We start from the raw sequence: 17,767 nt of genomic DNA, 5'->3' as shown, positions 1-17,767 counted from the left end.
TCGCCGTGAATGCTGACGCAACAACCGAGCCGAACGTGATCATCCGGACTCGCACTGACGAGGATCTCCCCGCTGCTGCCGCCGGGCTCGTGACAGTCCATGCCGCCGACGGTTACCCCGTAGAAGGTGTGGAGGACCCGCAGGGATGGCTGAGTCCGCCGGAGCTGCTCGAAGCGTGGGTAGCCGAGATGGCGGGACAAGTCGTCGGCCATGTCGCGGTCAGCCGGCCGCAGGGCGAAGAAGCCGTCTCGCTCTACCTGAAGCAAGCGCAGGTATCAGAGGGTCAAGTCGTCGTCCTTGCAAGGCTCTTCGTATTGCCACAGGCGCGCAGGAAGGCTGTCGGTGAAGGTCTCGCCCGGGAAGCCGCCTCGTACGCCCGAAGGCGTAAACTCGCTCTCGTCGGCGATGTCATGACCAAGGACGCTGCTGCGATCCGCCTCTACGAGCGGCTCGGCTGCCAGATCATCGGAAGCACCATCCACACCTACGGCGAAGGCCAACAGACATCCGCTCTCTGCTTCGTCGCACCCACCGACTGACCAGCAGCGCGAGGAATCAGCGGCGGCGCGGACAGAGTTTCCCTACATCATCAAGGCTCGCTTCGCTCGCTGCCGACACGGGGTTCGTTCGGCGAGCGAGGATCATTGGCGACGTAGCCGCCGCCACGCAGCGCAGCCACACGGGATGGCTTCCTCCCCTTGCGCCATGCGCCCGAGTGCCCCCAGAAGACTGCAAAGACACCAGGGCACCGGCACCGGGATGCCGCGGTGGAAGCTCGGGAGAACACCACAGTTGACGCTCAGGCGTCTGCGTTCCCGGCCTCCTGAACAGCGATGCTGCCTGACGCAGAGGTCAGAGGTGCCGCGCACAGCGCGGCGGCGCCGGCCGGACGCCGCCGCCCGGCTCCCACCATGTCTACGCCAGTGGGGCCGCGCGGCGTCGCCCGCCCGCGCCCACAAGGGGGCGAAATACCAGGCCGGGGGTGGGGACGGGCGGCTCCACGGCTTTACCCACACTCCCCGGTTCGGGTCCCGCGTCGAGCAAGACCAGGGGGCCACTCGTTCAAATTCCGGGCAGGATCACAGCCTGCCCGAGTTGCCAGCCAGCGTACGGCCCCCTGATCATGCTCGACCCCAAACCGGGCAGGACACCGGCCAAACCCGCTCCGCCGCCCTCCTGATGGACTCAGAGGCCAGGCATCTGGCCAACCGTCTCGAAGCGCGCAGATTAGGAATAACGGCTAGCCTGACTCTATGGGTGACCTTTGGTTTGAAGCAAAGAAATGCACAGAAGATTTCGCAATCGCTGTGCGGGACAGCGACACGCTCTTTCAGATATTCCGCATCTGCCGCAGCCCTAAAGGCGACGTCTACTGGAACCTCCTAGCTCAACCTGATTTCAAGGCTCACTACAGTTACCACGCCTCTGGGCATTCCTTCCTCAAGACCCTGGGCAGACGCATGTTCCCAACAAAGGAGAGGCAGCCCCCAACGGCAAAGTTCAAAGGAACCGAGATGCTGTTGACCAGCGCAATCAGGGCAGGGGATGGCAGGGCCATTAACCGACCATGTGAGATAAGTCAGTTCACCGACATCATGGAGATCCCTGAATATGTGCTCGCAGCCGAGCCGTTCGGCTATCAGTTCTCCGTAGAGCTTGCGGAGCCTGGCGCAGACTCCTTCTACTCAACGTGGCCGCACGCCGAGATAATTCAGGAGAGACGCTTCGAGGGCCAGGTGCCACACATTGTGTGCACACTTTATAAGGCGCATCCCGAGCCCGTTAATAAGTAGATAACTGCTCCGCAGGCCCGGTTGCAAGGCCCATCTACAGCACGACCAGAAGCCGCCCTCAAGGGGCCGGGCTCCAGTAGGTTACGCCGAGCTGGGTTCGAACTTGTCAAGCGGTGGTCAGACCGCTTCGCGGTACAGCAGCGAAGTACAGCAACCACGACGACCGCAAGCGACCGTCACCGGTCCCAGATGGCCGACTGAGCGGCTGAGCAGACCTCAGCGACCGTCCCGCCCGTAGTTCGGGACGAAGAGGTCGTGGGTTCAAATCCCGCCACCCCGACAGTGAAGTACCAGGTGAGGCACCTACTACTTTCAGTAGGTGCCTCACCTGTTTCGTCTGCGTGTCTCTCTGCGTGACCAGAAAGCTTCAAGCGCGGGGGTTATGGCCTGTCTGCGTCGCTGACAGCTGACGTGCTGGCGGCTATGCCGTGGGCATGCGGTATCCCGATGGGGTGGTCTGACCGCCGAGGAACGCGCTCGGCGAGAACAGGTGCGAGTTCGAGGCCGCGGATATGTTCGCTGCAGGTGTGACCGATGCGTCACGTCCCCCGGCAGGTGACCTTCATCTGGGACGCCGCGTGGTGGGCGTACGTCGGGCCCTCGTCGTCCCAGTTCTCGCCGCGGTCGAGCATCTTCACCCCGATGTAACCGTCCTGCACCCGGTATGTGCCCGCGTCCACCAACCGCCCGCGGGTGGCAGTCTGGTCGATCTGGAAAGCCGAGTACACCGTGTCCCAGTCGTCCGGGTGGGAGAACACCTGGTACGTCGTGGGGTTGCCCGCTACATCACGGCTGTTGTCGCTGCTGGGCACATACACCGAGATCGCGCACTTGTCGGAGTCGCGGCCCACCGACCACCACCACAGCACGACGTTGTCGCTGTCTTCCGAGCTGCTGCCTGACATCGGCACCGCGCCGAAGTTGCCGCTGCACGAGCCGCCGTCGTAACCCCCGGAGTCGACGATGTACCAGCCCTCGATGCCGTTCTCATAGTGGTTCACCTCGCCGTAGTTGCCATGCTCCGAGGAGTGGCAGCCGTGGCCGGCCCAGGCCGTGTAGGTGACGGGGCCGGCCGGCGCGGGAGGATTCTTCGTCGGCTTGGGGCCAGGAGCGTGCGCTCGGCGGGAAGGCTTGGACGAGTGGCTGGAGGAAGGCGAGGAGCTGCTGGGCGTCGGGGTGGGCTCGTCAGGGAAGGCCGTCGGCAGGATCAGGCTCGGCTTCGGCGCATCACGGGGCTCGGTGTCCGCCGCTGTCTCGTCCGAGCGAGTGTCCGAGCCGGAGAAGAGTGAGGAGGCAAGAAGCACTCCCAGGCCCGACAGTGCAAGCGCCGCGCCCGCTGCAACGCCTGCCCGCCGAGCGCGCGAGAGAGTGGTCCACCGGCCGTACAGGGTCTCCTTGATGATCCACGGGTCTGCGGTCCAGGTCTTCCCGGCCGGCGACTCCGGTGTGGCGAAGCGGCATGCGCAGGGCCTCCCGGACAACGTTCTCTCGAGGCCGCCACACTGCTGACACGCCATGGGTGGTTCTTCAGCTCCTTATCTGCGGTCGAGGGCCTTGGTTGAGGCGGACCCACTATGCATGAGCCCTCATACACAGAGGTAGGGCTACTGGAGAGGAACATAAGGGAGTTGGGGAAGTTGAGGAGGATGGGGCAGAACAAAACGGAAAGTCCCGTCAGCCGCTTTTCAGAACCCTTCTCATGCTCCTGTCCAGCACCGGAACTCAACCCGTCGAGGGTGTGTGGTCGCACCTGAAGAGGTCGCTGGCCAACCTCACCGAACAGAGCATCGACCAGCTCACCACGCTGGTGAAGACCCGGCTCAAACCATGCTGTACCGCCCCCGCCTCATCGAGGGCCTCGTCGCCAAGACCGGGCTCGATCTCCAACCGCCGTAACCCCAGTGGGGGCAACGGCCTCCGCCCCCGCCGCTCCCTTGCACCTTTCGTCCTCGAACCCGTCAGGAACCGACCATGGACGACACCTTCGACCACCCCCCAAGGAAACCGGAGAAGGGCGGTCGGCCGCTCCCTCCACGGCAGTACGCTGGCCGTACGGCCGCCCGTGACCCCGGCCCTCTCCGTACAGTCCCGTTCCGCGCAACAGAGGCCCTGCGCAAGGCGAAAGCCACCCCACCAACAGAGGAGATGGGGCGAATGGGCCCGCATCCCGACCTGTTCGATGAGTGCCGCGTGGTCCGGGCCTACGGCGAGCTGGACCTGACGACCGCGCCGGCCTTCGCGCGTGACCTGGAGGACGCCCGCCACGGCACCGGCCGCCTGTTCCTCATCGTCGACCTGCGCGGCGTGACGTTCATGGACGGCAGCGTCCTGGCCCCGCTGCGCGCGGCGTGGGACGACTGCCACGAGCGGCTCGGATGGGTGCGCGTCGTCCATACCCGGCCGGGTGCAGGTCTCGTGTTCCAGGCCGGTGGTCTGCTGGGGCGTTTCCCGCGGTACGCGAGTGCCCAGGACGCCTGGAAGGGCGTACCCGCCTACCGCGCGGCGACGGACCGAGCTACGTAATGTACGGCGGAATCCGGGCGGTGCCTCACCCCGAAGTGCCCCGGCCGCCGCGGAACGGAGCACGGTGATCAGCGACGGCATGGCGGACGTCCTGCGGTCGCTGCGCCTGGGCGGGGCCGGCGATCCGGCGCAGGCGTGCGCGCGGGCGCTGCGCGCCGAGGGGGTCTCGCTGTCGCTGCTCGTGGGCGCCGACCGGACGGCCGAGCCGCTCTGGTGGCACCCCGAGCTGAGCGCGCGGTTCGAGGAACTCCAGTTCACGCTGGGCGAAGGCCCGGGGCCGGACGCGGTCCGCACCGGTTCGCCCGTCGTGGAGCCGGACCTGGACCGGGTGCGCCCCGAGCGGTGGCCCGCGCTCCTGCCGGCCGCGCGCGAGATGGGCGTCCATGGTGTGTGCTGCTTCCCGCTGGGCATCGGGGCCATCCGGGTCGGCGTACTGACCGTGCTGTGCAACGGAGACCGGCGGATGAGTGAGCAGCAGTACGCGGACACCACCGCCCTGGCGGCGGTGCTGACCGGCGCTTTCCTGAACGGGGACCGGCGCGGAAGCCGGAGGGGGGAGGGGAACGTCTCCGGGCTCGGCGTGTACCTGGAGCGGCCGTCGGGGCTGCACCGCGCGGTCGTGCACCAGGCGACGGGGATGATCAGCGTCCAGCTCGGCGTGGCCATGGAGGAGGCACTCCTGCGCCTGCGTGCCTACGCCTACGGCAGTGAGCGTCCCCTCGGCGAGGTTGCGGCGGATGTGGTCGCCCGCAGGCTCCGTTTCGACGACGATGTGAGCGGGCCGTATTCGCCCGACAGTGGAAAGGGATGATCGGCATGGCCCGCGAACGACGTCTGGCCGAGATCTTCGTGGAGGTAGCGGACTCCCTCGTCGAGGACTTCGACGTCATCGACCTTCTGCACCGGCTGTCCGCGCGCTGCGTCGAACTGCTCGACGTCTCGGCGGCCGGGATCCTGCTCGCGGACGCGCAGGGTGAACTGCAGATCATCGCCGCCTCCGACGAGCACACACGCCTGTTGGAACTGTTCGCGCTCCAGCACGACCAGGGCCCGTGCGTCGAGTGCTACCGCACCGGCACCGCCCGGACGAACATCGACCTGACGCGGGCGGAGGCGACCGTCGGCTGGCCGCGCTTCGCCGCACGGGCCCACGAGACGGGATACGTGACCACACACGCCATACCGCTGCGCCTGCGCGACCGGATCGTCGGCGCGCTCAACCTCTTCCAGAACACGCCGCAGCGCCTCGGCGACGACGACATCGCGCTCGCCCAGGCACTCGCCGACGTGGCCAGCATCGCGATCCTGCAGCAGCGCACGCTGGAACAGTCGCACATCGAGAACAGCCAGCTGGAGACCGCGCTGACCAGCCGCATCCTGATCGAACAGGTCAAGGGCGTACTGGCGGAGCGCTGGAACACCTCCGTCGACGACGCCTTCGCCGCGTTCCGGTCGTACGCGCGCGCCCATCACCTGCGCCTGTCGGACCTCGCCGCGCGGATCATCGCGGGCGACTTCGACACCACGACCATCCCGGCACCGGCCCGGCCCGAGGACCACCGCGGCTGACCACCGTCGCGTCTCCGGCTATTCACGGCCGGTCCGACGGTCTTCCGTAGCGGCCGGGTGTTCCCGGTCGATGCCGGTGTCGACGAGGATCTGTTCGGCCTGCGTGACGTTGTCGGCGCGGACGGCTTCGGCCATCGCGGCGCGTGCGGCGTCGGACGGCGCGTGCGGCGGGACCACGAGCAGAGAGAAGTGGTCTGCTGATCGCCCCGGGTGGTGATGATGGTGTCGTCACCGACCGGGAAGGAGTCGATGTGCACGACGCGGTCGTCGACGACCCGTCGCGTCGGCGGTTGTTCCCAGGCTCCGGCGTCCAGGCCGACGCGCGTGACCGGGCCCGAGGTGCTCGGTCAGTGCGGCGATCAGAGTGGGAAGCTCGGCGGCGATGTCACGGGACCGCGGCCACCACGCCCCGCGCTCATGACGGCGAAACAGACCCTCCACGGCAGCCCGGCGGCCGACCTGCCACAGGACCCGGCGGAGGTTCGGGCGGTCGAGGACGGCAATTCCTCGTCGCACGTGGCCACTGCCGGCCGACCCAGCCGCCTGGTCATGGGATGCGGCCGTCATCGTCACGGCCCTGGCCGTCGGTGTCCTGCTGATTTCATCCGTCGCCGCGACACGTCTGATCCGCGGGTTCACCACATACCCCGCGGAACGCGTCGCCCTCCACCGGGTATCGCTCGGAGCGGCCAAGCCTCGAATCAGCCGTGACCGCCCGCCGCGGCTGCCATGAGCGGTTCCGCGGCCTCCTCAGTCGTATCCGGAGGCACGACCAGCAGATCCCAGCGCCCCTGGCCGGGGGAGAGGAGGATGACGGTGTGCGGGGCGGATGCCGCCAGGGTCCTGCGCAGTCGTACGACCTGGTTGAAGACGAGGATCCGGCCGGGCGTCGCGGACCACATCGCCCCGTTCACCATGACGCTGCTGATGTGACCCCACGCGAGCGGCAACCCGCCGAGCAGCCGGGGAAGTTCGGCGATCAGGTCGTGCGAACGGGGCCACCATGCCCCGTCGATGGGCCTGGGCAGGACGCCGTGGGGCGCCAGGCGCAGGCGGAGGAGAGGGTGGGAGGGAAGCGGGGATTGCAGTGCGGTGGTCATGAAGGCTCCTGCCAACTGCCATGCGGAGGTCGGAAATCCCGGTCAGGCGCGGCGGGCGGCGACACGGGCCGGTGCGGGCCAGCGCACGTCGTACACCCAGTTGAGACGTTCGAGGAGGCGGATGACGGCGGCCGACGGGTCGATCTGGCCGCGGTCGACGCCGTGGCGGGCGCTGGTGGGGTCGGCGTGGTGGAGGTTGTGCCAGCTCTCGCCGAAGGAGAGCAGAGCCAACGGCCACAGGTTGGTGGCCCGGTCGTGGCGCCGGGTGCGGAACGGACGCTCACCGATCACGTGGCACAGCGAGTTGACGCTCCACGTCACATGGTGGAGCAGCGCTATGCGGACAAGTCCCGCCCACAGCAGGGCGGTGACGCCGTACACCCAGGTGCCGCCGATGGCCCAGCCCGCCGCGAACGGCAGGGCGAGCGTAAGGACGCACAGCGCCGGGAAGGCGCGGGCGACGCCCCGGATGTCGCGGTCGGCGAGCAGGTCGGGCGCATAACGCTCGGCCGGCGTGCGGTCGTTGCGGAACAGCCAGCCGACGTGGGCGTGCAGCAGCCCACGCAACTGGCCGCGCAGATGCGTGCCGTAGCGGTACGGGGAGTGCGGGTCGCCGGGCCGGTCGGTGAAGGCGTGATGACGGCGGTGCGTGGCGACCCAGCCGATGACGTCGCCCTGGAAACTCATCGACCCGGCAACGGCGAGCGCGATGCGCACGGGGCGGACGGCCCGGTAGCCGCCGTGGGTGAGGCCGCGGTGGAAGCCGACCGTGACGCCGAGGCCAGTGATCGTGTAGAGGGCGGCGGCCAGCAGGATGTCGACGGGGTGGATGAGGCTGCCCCAGAGCAGCCAGCCGGCGACGCCGAGCGCCAGGAACGGCAGGACGACGATCACCGCCGTCACCGTGACGTACAGTCGCTCCCCGCCGCCGCGCGCGGGCGCCGGACCGTCCGGTGGGAAGGGGGAGGTCCCGTCGTAGCCAGGGGGCGGCGGGGCGGTGTTCGGCGGGATCGCCCTAGTGGGCGGGGCGGGGCTGAGTGACATGCCGGGCTCCTTGACCTCGGGAAGGCCGCTGGGATGAGGCGCGGCCGGGGTCACGGGCTGCCCTTGGTGGATGGGTGGCGTGCTGGAGATGCCCAGTCAGGTGGGCACGACGAACCCTCGTCCTCCCCACCGTACTCCCGCGCGCTCCAAAACGAGACGGCCCGGGATCGCGCGGCCACCTGGAGCCTGCAGTGATCCGGCCAAGTCGCCTCTTCAACGGCCAAGATGAGTGTGCAGAACATACGATTCCCCTTGTGCGCACAGGCATTCGCCGACGTGCACGCTCAGCAGGCCGTCGCGATCGGGGCAGCGGGACGGATCCACAGCCCGCGCAGCTTGACCCCACTCAACCCGCAACCCGCAGGAGAGGGTCACGAAGCACGAGTACGCGGCCGGTGCGGGTGGTGCACGCGTTCCAGCGGCCGGTGTGCAGTACGCCGGCTGAGCGGCTGCGGTCGCGTGTCGCTGCCCTGTCGGCGTCGCTCGGCCGGTCGACTCCGGGTCTCGGCGCCGCCCGTGTGCGTGTATTCCCAGCTTATTTCAGGGTGGCGAGGTGGTCGGCTTCGCCCCCGCGCCACTCGATGAGGAAGAGGGTCGCGTCGTCGCTGGTTCTGCCGCCCCGTTCCTCCTTCAGGGCGTGAGAGAGGGAGCGCACCACCGCCCGCACTCCCTCCTGCGTCCGCTCGATGCGGTTGACCCAGTCGATGAGCTGTTCCTCGCCGAACTGCTCCCCGCCGGCTTCGCGCTCCTCGATCAGGCCGTCGGTGAAGCACAGAACTCTGTCGCCGCGCTGGAGGGCCAGCTCGCTGACCTGCGGCTGTTCACCGCCGAAGCCGACCGGCAGGGTGGTCGCACTCTCCAGTTGCTGGACGACCTCGTGGGTGCGGATCAGCAGTGGTGCGGGATGGCCGGCGTTGACCCATTGCAGGTGGCCCGTTGCGATGTTAAGGCGCATCATCTGCGCGGTGACGAAGTGGTCGGGTCCGAACTGCTCGGCGATCGCGCGGTCCATGAAGGTGTAGATCTCGGCCAGTCCGATGTCGGCGCGTCTGGCGTGGCGGTAGGCGCCGATGGCGACGGTTGCCATCGTGGCCGCGTCCAGGCCGTGGCCCATCGCGTCGATCGTCGCCATGTGCAGGATGTCGTCGTTGAGGGCGTAGTCGAAGCTGTCGCCGGCGACCTGGTAGGCGGGCTCGAGGATTCCGGCCACGGCGACCTGCGGCACGGACATTGCCAGCGGGGGCAGCAGAGACCACTGGATCTCCGCGGCCACGCTCATCGGCTCCAGGCGCCGGGCCTGGAAGAACCGGTCGGTGTAGCCGTGCTTGGTGACCAGCATGTCGGCCACCAGGCCGGCGAGCCTGCGCAGGAGCCGCCGGTCGTCGTCATCGACGGTGTCCAGGGTGAGGGCCATGACTCCCACCTGGTCGCTGCCGTCCAGCAACGGGAGGTACATCCGAACGCCGTCGGCATGCGACACCTCGACGGGGGTCGCGCGCAGAAAGGCTGTGCCGGCATGGGAGGCGCTGATGGGCTCGGGTTCGCCGACGGTCAGCCCAGTGCCCGGCAGCGGCACCAGCGTCAGCTGACCGTAGTCCTGCAGGAGGATCGAGACGTCACGCCCACCGACTCCGGCCACCTCTTCCGCAATCAGCGGGGCGATCAGCTGCGGCGGCATCTCATGCGCCCGGTCCAGGAGCACGCCCAACAACCGCTCACCGAATCCTTCGGACCGGTCCACCCCGCCCTTGCCGGTCGACCCGGCAGTCACGGCGGATCCACCTCGCTGACCCACGCAAGCGATCTGTTCACACGGGCTCCTGTCACGACGTTCATCAACCTGCACAGCTTGGCGTGAACAATCGACCTAATGATCCCATTACACCCAAAGAGTGCATATTACGCCCCGCCGTACCGGTCGCGCAGGTCCAGCTCAGGAGTGAGCTGCCGACGTGGTCGCCCGCGGTGATCGGCTTCGACGTCGAGCTCCTCCCAGAAGGGCAGGGCGACGACACTCTGCCCTCCACGCCGGCCACAGGTCGGCCTCGCGTTCGGTCGCACACCCCTGGAGCTGGCGCATTGCGCCATCCACTCGCGGCAGAGTCCGGCCACCGACAGGTCGGCCGCGTTCGATCGCGGTCCGATGAACAGCCTCGAGCGGAGCCCATCCACAGCCCCTGTGGTGAGGACGAACCGCAGGGTATCTTTACGCGCGTCAATGCGTGCGGGCCACATGAAATGTGATGGGCCAACAGGTTCATGAAGTCCGGCCTACCAGCTCAAGGGGAAACAAGCAGAACAATCGACCGGAGATGACTGAACCGGGCAGTAGTTGACATGCGACAGGGGGAATCCGCCTTGCACGGATCGCTTCGATTATCAGGTGAGGGCCGGTTGAAGGAACGGCAGCTACGGCGGCGCTGCAAGAGGGAACTGCAGGCTCTCGACATCCAGCCACCCCTGCAAGTGGACAAGGTATGCCGTGTTCTCGGGGAGCGCCGAGGCCGGCCGATCCGGCTGGTGCCCTACTCCCTGCCGGTGCCCGGGCCTTACGGGGCGTGGATAGCCGCGGAGGCGGCTGACTACATCCTGTTCCAGAAGGAAACCACCAAGCCCCACCAGGACCACATCATCCTGCACGAGGTCGGCCACATCCTCGCTGATCACCGGAGCGACGATGCAGACGACCGCTTCTGGCAGGAGATGCCCGCTCTCTCGCTGCAGGCGATCCGGCGAGCACTCCGCCGGACCTCGTACGACGACGAGCGGGAGCGCGAGGCGGAGCTTGTCGCCACCATCATTCTGGAGTGGGCCTCCGTGCTCGACCACGTGGCCCCGCGCACGGCGAGCGACCGGTCCCTCAACCGCGTCCAGCGGGCCCTCGGCGACCGGTGGGGGTGGCTGTGACCCTGCGTCTGATTCTGGTCGCCGGGCTGCTCGACCTCGGCGTGCTGTGGAAGGTGTACCAGCTCTGCAGAGCGCCCCGCGACCGTGTTCTCCTCGCGGTCACCCTCTGCATGGCGTTCGTGGCGGCTTCCTTCTCCTTGGGGCTGCGGGCCGAGGCCCGTGCTGTGGACGCCCTGTTGGGTCTCGGAGCCGCCAGACTGATCGCGAACGCGCTCCTGCTCGGTGCCGTCTACTGGCTGTTGTGCTTCTACCTCTACTCGGCGGCGGACCGCCGGCGGGCAAACCGTCGCGCCCTGCTCGAAGCCGTGCTGCTCGCCGTTGTCGTGGCTGTCCTCACCTGGGCCACCGTGGCGACGCCGAGCTCCGTTCGCGGACGTGCCCATGCCACGGCGGACATGAGCGTCACACCGGTCGCGGTGTTCTTCACAGCAGCCGGGCTGTACCTGGTATATGCGTTCGCGGCGACTTTGAGGTGGACCTGGAGGTACGCAGGTATCTCCGAGCGTCCCTTGTCCACAGGGCTCAGGCTGACGGCCGTTTCCCTGGCCGGCATGGTGGTCGCCAACGCGATCCGTGTGCTGAGCAACGTGGTCCAGTGGGGCGGTGGCGACTTCCCCGAAGGGCTGAGGAAGGGCGCCGCTGCGCTGCTCGCCCTCGCGATTCCTCTGTTCGTCGTCGGGGTGAGTTACTCCGGTGTGGCCACACGGCTGGCCGGCTTGCGGATCTGGTGGCAGCACCGTCGTGCCTACCAGGCCCTGCGGCCACTGTGGACCGCCCTGCACGACGCATTTCCCGAGGACGCGCTGAACCGTTCGCCGACCACCCGGTGGCGGGAGCTTCTGCATATACGCGCCATGCACCGTCGCTATTACCGCCGGGTCATCGAATGCCGGGACGGTCTCGTACGCCTCAGCCCCCATCTGGCCCGGCTCGGCGTCCGCGAGGAGTCTCCACCCGAGTCCGTGGCCGAAATTCTGCCGTCGGCGCTCCAGGCCCAGGCGTCCGGTGTGGCCGCTGACTCACCGGCGTTCGGTGTGGCACTGCCGAGCGAGGACAGCCTTGACGCCGACGCGCGCCAACTGGTCGCCGTCTCCCAGGCGCTTGAAGCGCGGCGATGACGGCGATGACGTGAAGCGCGGCGGTGACCGGAAGCCCCCGAGAAAGTGACCGAACGGTCGACACTGCATACCAACAGAAGTGGCAGCATGGCAGAGATATTGATCAAAGCCGGACGCGTCATCACAGGCCCCGACGGCCAGTGTCTCGAGGACGGCGCTGTCCTCGTCCGTGGCGGAAGGATCGCCGCCGTCGGCCCTCGTACCGCCGTCGACCGGTTCGCCGACGCCGGGCCGGCCACACTGTCGTTCCCGGATGCCACCCTGCTGCCAGGGCTCATCGACTGCCATACTCATTTGATCTTCGATGCGAGCGAGGATCCGGTCGCGAGCGTCCGGAGCGGCACCGACGACGCCCTGCTGGACGGCATGGCTGTCCGGGCACGGCAGCTGCTCGGTACCGGAGTGACCACAGTGAGGGATCTGGGCGACCGGAACGGGCTTTCCGTACGCCTGCGCGACGCGGTGGCGCAAGGGGAGCTGCCGGGGCCACGGATCCTTTCCGCCATGACACCGTTGACCTCTCCCGGTGGCCACTGCTGGTTCTTCGGGGGCGAAGTCGAGGGTGAGAACGCCGTCCGTGACCTGGTGCGGCGCAACGCACGCGCGGGAGCGGACGTCATCAAGGTGATGGCGACCGGCGGCGGACTCACCAAAGGCGGTCCGGCGATCTGGGACTCCCAGTTCGGCGCCGACGAGCTGCGTATCGTCGTGGAGGAGGCGGGGCGGTCCGGACTGCCCGTTGCCGTCCACGCGCACGGGACCGCGGGCATCGAGGCGGCCGTGGATGCCGGGGTCCGTACCATCGAGCACTGCACGTGGATGGCCGCAGACGGCGGCTTCGATCTGCGCGAGGACCTTGCCGAGAGGATAAAGGCCGACGGGATCCAGGTGTGCACGGCCACCAGCCCCAACTGGCGAGCGTTTGCACGGCGGGTGGGTGAGGAGAGGGCCGAGGAGTTGTTCTCCTCCATGCGCTGGATGGCCGAGCTCGAGGTGCCCATGATCGCGGGCACGGACGCCGGAGTGACCCGCGCCGCATTCGACGGATTCGTCAACAGCCTGGAGTTCTATACATACCTGGGCATTCCGCATGCAAAGATCATCGACATGGCCACCACGGATGCCGCCCGCGCCCTGGGAATCGCCTCCGAGACCGGACGGATCGCCGAGGGCTACCGGGCCGACGTTCTGGTCGTGGACGGCAACCCGCTCGAGGACTTGCACGCCTTGCGCGCGGTACGTCATGTCCTTGCGGGCGGCAGGCCGTTTCCCGGCTGACACACCGCCACGGCGTTCGGACACGTAGGGGCGCCGCGCTTCGGGCTATGCGGCGGTGCCGCCGTGCGGCGTCGGCGGGCGTCCGGACACCGCCGCGGCACAGCCCGGCACCCTGCCCCGCCCTACGCGTCACTCCTCGGGCAGGCTCTCCCAGGCTTCGCCCTCCCCGAAGAGCTCGTATCCGTGCTCGGCCGCGATCTCCGCAGCGTGCGTCCGGCTCCGTACGACGACCTCGTGCTTGCGGCTGCGGACTGCCGCCTGGGGGCTGTCGCCCTTCTCGGTGGTCACGATCGCGTACGTCTCGTAGACGACCTTGCCAGGGTCCTTCTTGCTCCAGACCACATGCATGCTGGTTCCCATCGGGCTCACTCCCCGGTGGACGGCTCCCCTGAGTCCAGCTTCTCACCTGCTGAGGATCATCGCCCCACGGCGACCCCTCTCCCTCTTGACCTGCGAGAACGACAGGCGTGGAGCGCCCGGCCGGGCGTGATCACCTTTCCTCGACACCCACTGCAGGAATACGGTCGCTCTCTGTGTCCACCTCGGTTTCGCTCGCCTCGCGCGGCCTTCGGGCCCGGCTGGGACGGCCTCGGAGCCCGGCCGTGACCGTGGTCGGCGCAATAGGCCTGTCACTCCACCGGAGAAGGCAGACCGGCGGAACGGCATCACATCGTGGACGGGGCTCGGCGCTTCCGGGCCGAGCCGCTCCCGGGTGTCGCGGGGACGCCGCGAGGGCAGGACGGGGGCCGGGCGCGGGAGTTATCCACAGGTTGGGGGCCTCGGCACCGCGTTGTCGGCGGATCTGCGCAGAATGGGGCCATGACTGACGACACCACTGGCTCCCCGCGACCGATGCCCGACTGGGAGAAGCGCTTCAGGGCACCGCGGGTCGGGCTGCCGGACTGGGCGGAGGACGCACCGGACCGGTCGCTGTTCGTCTCCAACGCGACGGGGACCTACGAGCTGTACGCGTGGGACCGCTCCACGGGCGAGCAACGACAGGCCACGAAGCGGCCGAACGGCACGACGGACGGCCTGCTGTCGCCGGACGGCGCCTGGATCTGGTGGTTCAGCGACACTGACGGGGACGAGTTCGGCGTATGGCTGAGGCAGCCCTTCGGCGGCGGTGAGGACGAGCCCGCCACGCCGGGGCTCGAACCCTCCTATCCGGCCGGGCTGGCGCTGGGCCGGGACGGCACGGCGGTTGTCGGACGGTCCACGGACGAGGAGGGGTCGACGGTCCATGTGCTACGGCCCGGTGCCGAGCCCGTGGAAATCTACCGGCACCGGGAGTCGGCGGGCGTCGCCGACCTGTCCCACGACGGCACGCTGATCGCGGTGGAGCACACGGAGCACGGGGACGCGATGCACTCGGCCCTGCGCGTTCTACGCCTGGACGGCACCGTTGTCGCAGAGCTGGACGACACCAAGGGCGGCACGGAGGAACTCGGCCTCAGCTGCCTGGGCTTCGCCCCGTTCGACGGCGACTCCCGGATGTTGGTCGGGCACCAGCGGAGCGGGCGCTGGGAGCCGATGATCTGGGATCCGGTGAGCGGCGAGGAGACCGCCCTCGCCATCGACCTACCCGGGGACATCGACGCGGAGTGGTTCCCACCGCCGTCCGAGCGGACGTCCTCCCGCGAGGCGGGCGGGGCGGGAGCGTCTCCGGATGGCCCGGCACTGCTGATCGAGCAGAGCCACCAGGCGCGCAGCAAGCTCTGGCGGTACGAGCCGGCCTCCCATGAGCTGACGCTGCTGGAGACACCACCCGGGACGGTCTCGGGGGCGACGCCCCGCCCGGACGGGTCGGTGGAGTTCCTCTGGTCCTCGGCGGCACTGCCTCCGGTGGTCCGGTCGACGACGGGGCGGGCGGTTCTGGACCCGCCGGGGATGAAGGCTCCGGAGTCGGTGCCTGTCACCGACGTGTGGGTGGATGGTCCGGGCGGCCGTGTGCACGCCCTCGTACAGAAGCCGGACGGGGAGGGGCCGTTCCCGACCGTCTTCGATATCCACGGTGGGCCGACCTGGCACGACAGCGACGCCTTCGCGGCGGGCCCGGCGGCCTGGGTGGACCACGGCTTCGCGGTGGTTCGGGTCAACTACCGCGGCTCCACCGGGTACGGCCGGGAGTGGACGGATGCGCTGAAGCACCGGGTGGGGCTGATCGAGCTCGAGGACATCGCGGCGGTACGCGAGTGGGCGGTGGAGTCCGGGCTCTCCGACCCTGAGCGGCTGGTGCTGGCGGGCGGTTCCTGGGGCGGATATCTGACGCTGCTGGGGCTGGGGACACAGCCGGACGCATGGGCACTGGGGCTGGCGGCCGTACCGGTTGCCGACTATGTCACCGCCTACCACGACGAGATGGAGGCGCTGAAGGCCATGGACCGCACGCTGCTGGGCGGGACGCCGGAGGAGGTGCCGGAGCGGTTCGAGGCCTCGTCACCGCTGACCTATGTGGACCAGGTGCGGGCCCCGGTCTACATCTCGGCGGGAGTGAACGACCCACGATGCCCCATCCGCCAGGTGGAGAACTACGTCCGAAGGCTGGAGGAGAGAGGGGCGCCGCACGAGGTGTACCGGTACGAGGCGGGCCACGGGTCTCTGGTGGTGGAGGAGCGGATCAAGCAGCTGCGGCTCGAGATCGACTTCGCGGAGAGGTACCTGCGGGCGGGCTGAGGCCTTGGATCTCCGTGCGTGCTGAGCCGGATCGGTTCGTTCGCTGAATTCCGGAGCCCAACCCGAGCGCCGGGTGTGGTCGGGTTCGCGCTCAGGCCCTGGCCGGGCGGTCTTCAGAGGGACGAGCCTGCGGCGTCGGATGTGGGGCACTCCCCCAGCCCTCGGCCGGGGGCACCCCCACCCAGCCGAAGACTGGGGGAGCATCGCACGGGGGTGGGGCCCACGTACGGAATCCGGCGGGACCGCCTCGTACTGGGCCCCATGCCGAAGGCCGAGGAGTGCTCCTCCGACAAACGCAGCGGAGGTGCCGTAGTTGCCCAGCCCGGCGGGGGCTGCCCCAGGCATCGCGGGCCCGACACGATCGGCCAGGCAGGGCTTACCGGTGCCGCGTTAGTCACGGTTTGCCCGGTGGCGAGGTGACCTGGTGCGGTCGGCTGCAAGCGCCGGATCGGCCTCTGGGGGGCCCATTGCCGAAGGCCAGGGGAGGGCCTACGCGGCCGGTCGAGCAACGCGGTTGGGAGTCCTCCCCCAGCCTCCGGCCGGGGAAGGTAGCTCAGGGAAAGGCCGTGCCAGGGCAGCGAGCGGAGTGAACCCTGGCTGACGCGGCACTAAGTGCCCGGGCCCGAGGTGGACTGAGCGGGGGCCGGCTCGGACCGCGTGGAGGGTTCGGGGCTCTCGGGTTCCGGCTGCTCCGGGAGGAGGCCCAGGGCCAGATCGCGCTGAGCCTCGGCCTCCCGGCGGAGGAGGCGGAACCACATGAAGACGACGAAGCCCGCAAAGACGAACCACTCGCCGGTGTACCCGAGGTTCTGGAACGCCTTGAGGTCCAAGCCGGTGCCCTGAGGGGCGGCAGGGGGCACCGGGCGCAGCGCGCCCTGCGTCCGGCCCTCGGGGAGGGTGATCCACGCGTCGTACACGCGGTACGGCACCAGGTTGACGAGAGATGCTGCGCTGATCATGCCGAGCTGTCCGTCGGGGAGACCTCCGGTGTGCACCCCGTCGGTGCCCTGGTTCTCCGAGGCTTGGAGCGCACCGGTGACGGTGACCGTGCCGCGCGGCGGCCGGGGGACCGTGGCGGGGTCGGCGTTCCCGGGGAGCCAGCCGCGTACGACCGGGAGGGCGTCGCCTCTTTCCGTTCGCAGCAGGGTGAGGACGTAGAAGCCGCGTTTGTCGCCCAATCGACGGTCCGGGACGAGCAGTTGGGTGGCGTAGCGACCGGTGGCGGTGGCGAGCCTGCCGGAGGTCGCCTTGGTGACCGGCAGCAGGTCGGCCAAGGGCGCGGCGGCGTCCCTCACATGGTCGTCGCTGTCCCGCTGCTGCTCCTGGTGGGATTCCACACGTGCCTCGAAACGGCCGAGCTGCCAGCTGCCCATGAAGAGACAGAAGGGCACGCCGAGCACGACGAAGAGGTTGATCCCCCACCAGCGGGGGGTCAGCAGGAATCGGTACACACCACCACGGTACGGGCCATGGGCGGAGCAGCGGCCTCCGGGGTATGGCCAGGGGCGGGGTGACCGACCCCGGGTGCGACCGAGGCACCGGCGATGGACGGGGCGAGCGTGCCGATCGACAAGGCGGATGCGCCCCACCACCGACGCCCCGGGCGCGCCCACCACCGAGCCCCCGGGTGCGCTCACGCCCACCACCGATGCCCCAGATCCGCCAAGGATCGCCGAGCCGGACAGGGCGGCACTTGCCGAGGCGGACGTGGCGGCCGACACCCGGGATGCACCAACCACCGACGAGATCCGCCGCCCGC

Annotated in this window: 15 protein-coding genes and 2 pseudogenes; 10 read left to right on the top strand and 7 right to left on the bottom strand. The window is 68.9% G+C overall.

Annotation, left to right across the window (positions count from 1 at the left end; genetic code table 11):
- Nucleotides 1–5: 5 nt before the first annotated feature.
- Together ACTWQE_RS05965 and ACTWQE_RS05960 are read left to right on the top strand one after the other, a co-directional pair.
- Nucleotides 6–539 carry a GNAT family N-acetyltransferase gene (locus ACTWQE_RS05965; protein WP_443327741.1) on the top strand — a complete coding sequence of 178 codons (534 nt, stop codon included), beginning with the start codon at nt 6–8 and terminating at the stop codon, nt 537–539.
- A 714-nt stretch (nt 540–1,253) separates the two neighbouring features.
- Complete coding sequence (locus ACTWQE_RS05960) at nt 1,254–1,793, top strand: hypothetical protein (RefSeq protein ID WP_443327740.1); 540 nt, start codon at nt 1,254–1,256, stop codon at nt 1,791–1,793.
- A 539-nt stretch (nt 1,794–2,332) separates the two neighbouring features.
- On the opposite strand, the gene ACTWQE_RS05955 is transcribed toward ACTWQE_RS05960, so the two are convergent.
- Nucleotides 2,333–3,310 carry a hypothetical protein gene (locus ACTWQE_RS05955; RefSeq protein ID WP_443327739.1) on the bottom strand — a complete coding sequence of 326 codons (978 nt, stop codon included), beginning with the start codon at nt 3,308–3,310 and terminating at the stop codon, nt 2,333–2,335.
- 209 nt (nt 3,311–3,519) lie between these two features.
- Here ACTWQE_RS05955 and ACTWQE_RS05950 point away from each other — a divergent pair.
- The 4 genes and pseudogenes from ACTWQE_RS05950 to ACTWQE_RS05935 form a co-directional block, all read left to right on the top strand.
- A pseudogene (locus ACTWQE_RS05950) lies at nt 3,520–3,689 on the top strand (IS630 family transposase); the annotation flags it as partial.
- Nucleotides 3,690–3,947: 258 nt separating this feature from the next.
- Nucleotides 3,948–4,316 carry an STAS domain-containing protein gene (locus ACTWQE_RS05945; RefSeq protein ID WP_443327738.1) on the top strand — a complete coding sequence of 123 codons (369 nt, stop codon included), beginning with the start codon at nt 3,948–3,950 and terminating at the stop codon, nt 4,314–4,316.
- A 64-nt stretch (nt 4,317–4,380) separates the two neighbouring features.
- Nucleotides 4,381–5,127: a GAF and ANTAR domain-containing protein gene (locus tag ACTWQE_RS05940; RefSeq protein WP_443327737.1), complete on the top strand. Its 747-nt coding sequence runs from the start codon at nt 4,381–4,383 to the stop codon at nt 5,125–5,127.
- A complete protein-coding gene (locus tag ACTWQE_RS05935) occupies nt 5,124–5,885 on the top strand; it encodes a GAF domain-containing protein (RefSeq protein ID WP_443327736.1) in 762 nt (253 codons plus the stop codon). The genes ACTWQE_RS05940 and ACTWQE_RS05935 overlap by 4 nt, the downstream gene beginning before the upstream one ends.
- Before the next feature lie 18 nt (nt 5,886–5,903).
- Here ACTWQE_RS05935 and ACTWQE_RS05930 read toward each other — a convergent pair.
- From ACTWQE_RS05930 to ACTWQE_RS05915, 4 genes and pseudogenes are all read right to left on the bottom strand, one after another.
- Nucleotides 5,904–6,389 (bottom strand): annotated as a pseudogene (locus ACTWQE_RS05930) (DUF5994 family protein).
- A 197-nt stretch (nt 6,390–6,586) separates the two neighbouring features.
- Nucleotides 6,587–6,985: a DUF5994 family protein gene (locus ACTWQE_RS05925; RefSeq protein WP_443327735.1), complete on the bottom strand. Its 399-nt coding sequence runs from the start codon at nt 6,983–6,985 to the stop codon at nt 6,587–6,589.
- A 42-nt stretch (nt 6,986–7,027) separates the two neighbouring features.
- Entirely contained in the window at nt 7,028–8,029 is a 1,002-nt protein-coding gene (locus tag ACTWQE_RS05920) for an acyl-CoA desaturase (RefSeq protein WP_443327734.1), read from the bottom strand.
- Between the two features lie 535 nt (nt 8,030–8,564).
- Nucleotides 8,565–9,800, bottom strand: a complete 1,236-nt coding sequence (locus tag ACTWQE_RS05915) for a PP2C family protein-serine/threonine phosphatase (RefSeq protein WP_443327733.1) — start codon at nt 9,798–9,800, stop codon at nt 8,565–8,567.
- 623 nt (nt 9,801–10,423) lie between these two features.
- Between ACTWQE_RS05915 and ACTWQE_RS05910 the strand changes: the two genes are divergently transcribed.
- The 3 genes from ACTWQE_RS05910 (at nt 10,424) to ACTWQE_RS05900 (ending at nt 13,332) form a co-directional block, all read left to right on the top strand.
- A complete protein-coding gene (locus ACTWQE_RS05910; RefSeq protein WP_443327732.1) occupies nt 10,424–10,936 on the top strand; it encodes a hypothetical protein in 513 nt (170 codons plus the stop codon).
- Nucleotides 10,933–12,054, top strand: a complete 1,122-nt coding sequence (locus tag ACTWQE_RS05905) for an MAB_1171c family putative transporter (RefSeq protein WP_443327731.1) — start codon at nt 10,933–10,935, stop codon at nt 12,052–12,054. Before ACTWQE_RS05910 ends, ACTWQE_RS05905 begins: the two co-directional genes overlap by 4 nt.
- An 87-nt stretch (nt 12,055–12,141) precedes the next feature.
- The gene (locus ACTWQE_RS05900) at nt 12,142–13,332 is read left to right on the top strand and encodes an amidohydrolase family protein (RefSeq protein ID WP_443327730.1); all 1,191 of its coding nucleotides are present in this window, start codon (nt 12,142–12,144) and stop codon (nt 13,330–13,332) included.
- Nucleotides 13,333–13,461: 129 nt separating this feature from the next.
- Here ACTWQE_RS05900 and ACTWQE_RS05895 read toward each other — a convergent pair whose 3' ends face one another.
- Nucleotides 13,462–13,692, bottom strand: coding sequence for a hypothetical protein (locus ACTWQE_RS05895; protein ID WP_443327729.1), 231 nt, complete (start codon nt 13,690–13,692; stop codon nt 13,462–13,464).
- Nucleotides 13,693–14,184: 492 nt separating this feature from the next.
- On the opposite strand from ACTWQE_RS05895, the gene ACTWQE_RS05890 reads away from it, so the two are divergent.
- Entirely contained in the window at nt 14,185–16,008 is a 1,824-nt protein-coding gene (locus ACTWQE_RS05890; RefSeq protein ID WP_443327805.1) for a S9 family peptidase, read from the top strand.
- A 608-nt stretch (nt 16,009–16,616) separates the two neighbouring features.
- On the opposite strand, the gene ACTWQE_RS05885 is transcribed toward ACTWQE_RS05890, so the two are convergent.
- Nucleotides 16,617–17,459, bottom strand: a complete 843-nt coding sequence (locus tag ACTWQE_RS05885) for an SURF1 family protein (protein WP_443327728.1) — start codon at nt 17,457–17,459, stop codon at nt 16,617–16,619.
- Nucleotides 17,460–17,767: the final 308 nt, after the last annotated feature.

This window comes from Streptomyces sp. 8N706 (genome assembly GCF_052245415.1).
Lineage (GTDB): Bacteria > Actinomycetota > Actinomycetes > Streptomycetales > Streptomycetaceae > Streptomyces.
Note: the sequence above shows the minus strand (reverse complement) of the source record. Positions and strands in the feature narration are given on the sequence as shown.

Bases quoted from the DNA above. Each gene is read 5' to 3' on its own strand.
- ACTWQE_RS05960 (WP_443327740.1), top strand. From the start codon at position 1,254: ATGGGTGACCTTTGGTTTGAAGCAAAGAAATGCACAGAAGATTTCGCA.
- ACTWQE_RS05895 (WP_443327729.1), bottom strand. From the start codon at position 13,692: ATGGGAACCAGCATGCATGTGGTCTGGAGCAAGAAGGACCCTGGCAAG.
- ACTWQE_RS05890 (WP_443327805.1), top strand. From the start codon at position 14,185: ATGCCCGACTGGGAGAAGCGCTTCAGGGCACCGCGGGTCGGGCTGCCG.
- ACTWQE_RS05945 (WP_443327738.1), top strand. From the start codon at position 3,948: ATGGGCCCGCATCCCGACCTGTTCGATGAGTGCCGCGTGGTCCGGGCC.
- ACTWQE_RS05955 (WP_443327739.1), bottom strand. From the start codon at position 3,310: ATGGCGTGTCAGCAGTGTGGCGGCCTCGAGAGAACGTTGTCCGGGAGG.
- ACTWQE_RS05900 (WP_443327730.1), top strand. From the start codon at position 12,142: ATGGCAGAGATATTGATCAAAGCCGGACGCGTCATCACAGGCCCCGAC.
- ACTWQE_RS05925 (WP_443327735.1), bottom strand. From the start codon at position 6,985: ATGACCACCGCACTGCAATCCCCGCTTCCCTCCCACCCTCTCCTCCGC.
- ACTWQE_RS05935 (WP_443327736.1), top strand. From the start codon at position 5,124: ATGATCGGCATGGCCCGCGAACGACGTCTGGCCGAGATCTTCGTGGAG.
- ACTWQE_RS05920 (WP_443327734.1), bottom strand. From the start codon at position 8,029: ATGTCACTCAGCCCCGCCCCGCCCACTAGGGCGATCCCGCCGAACACC.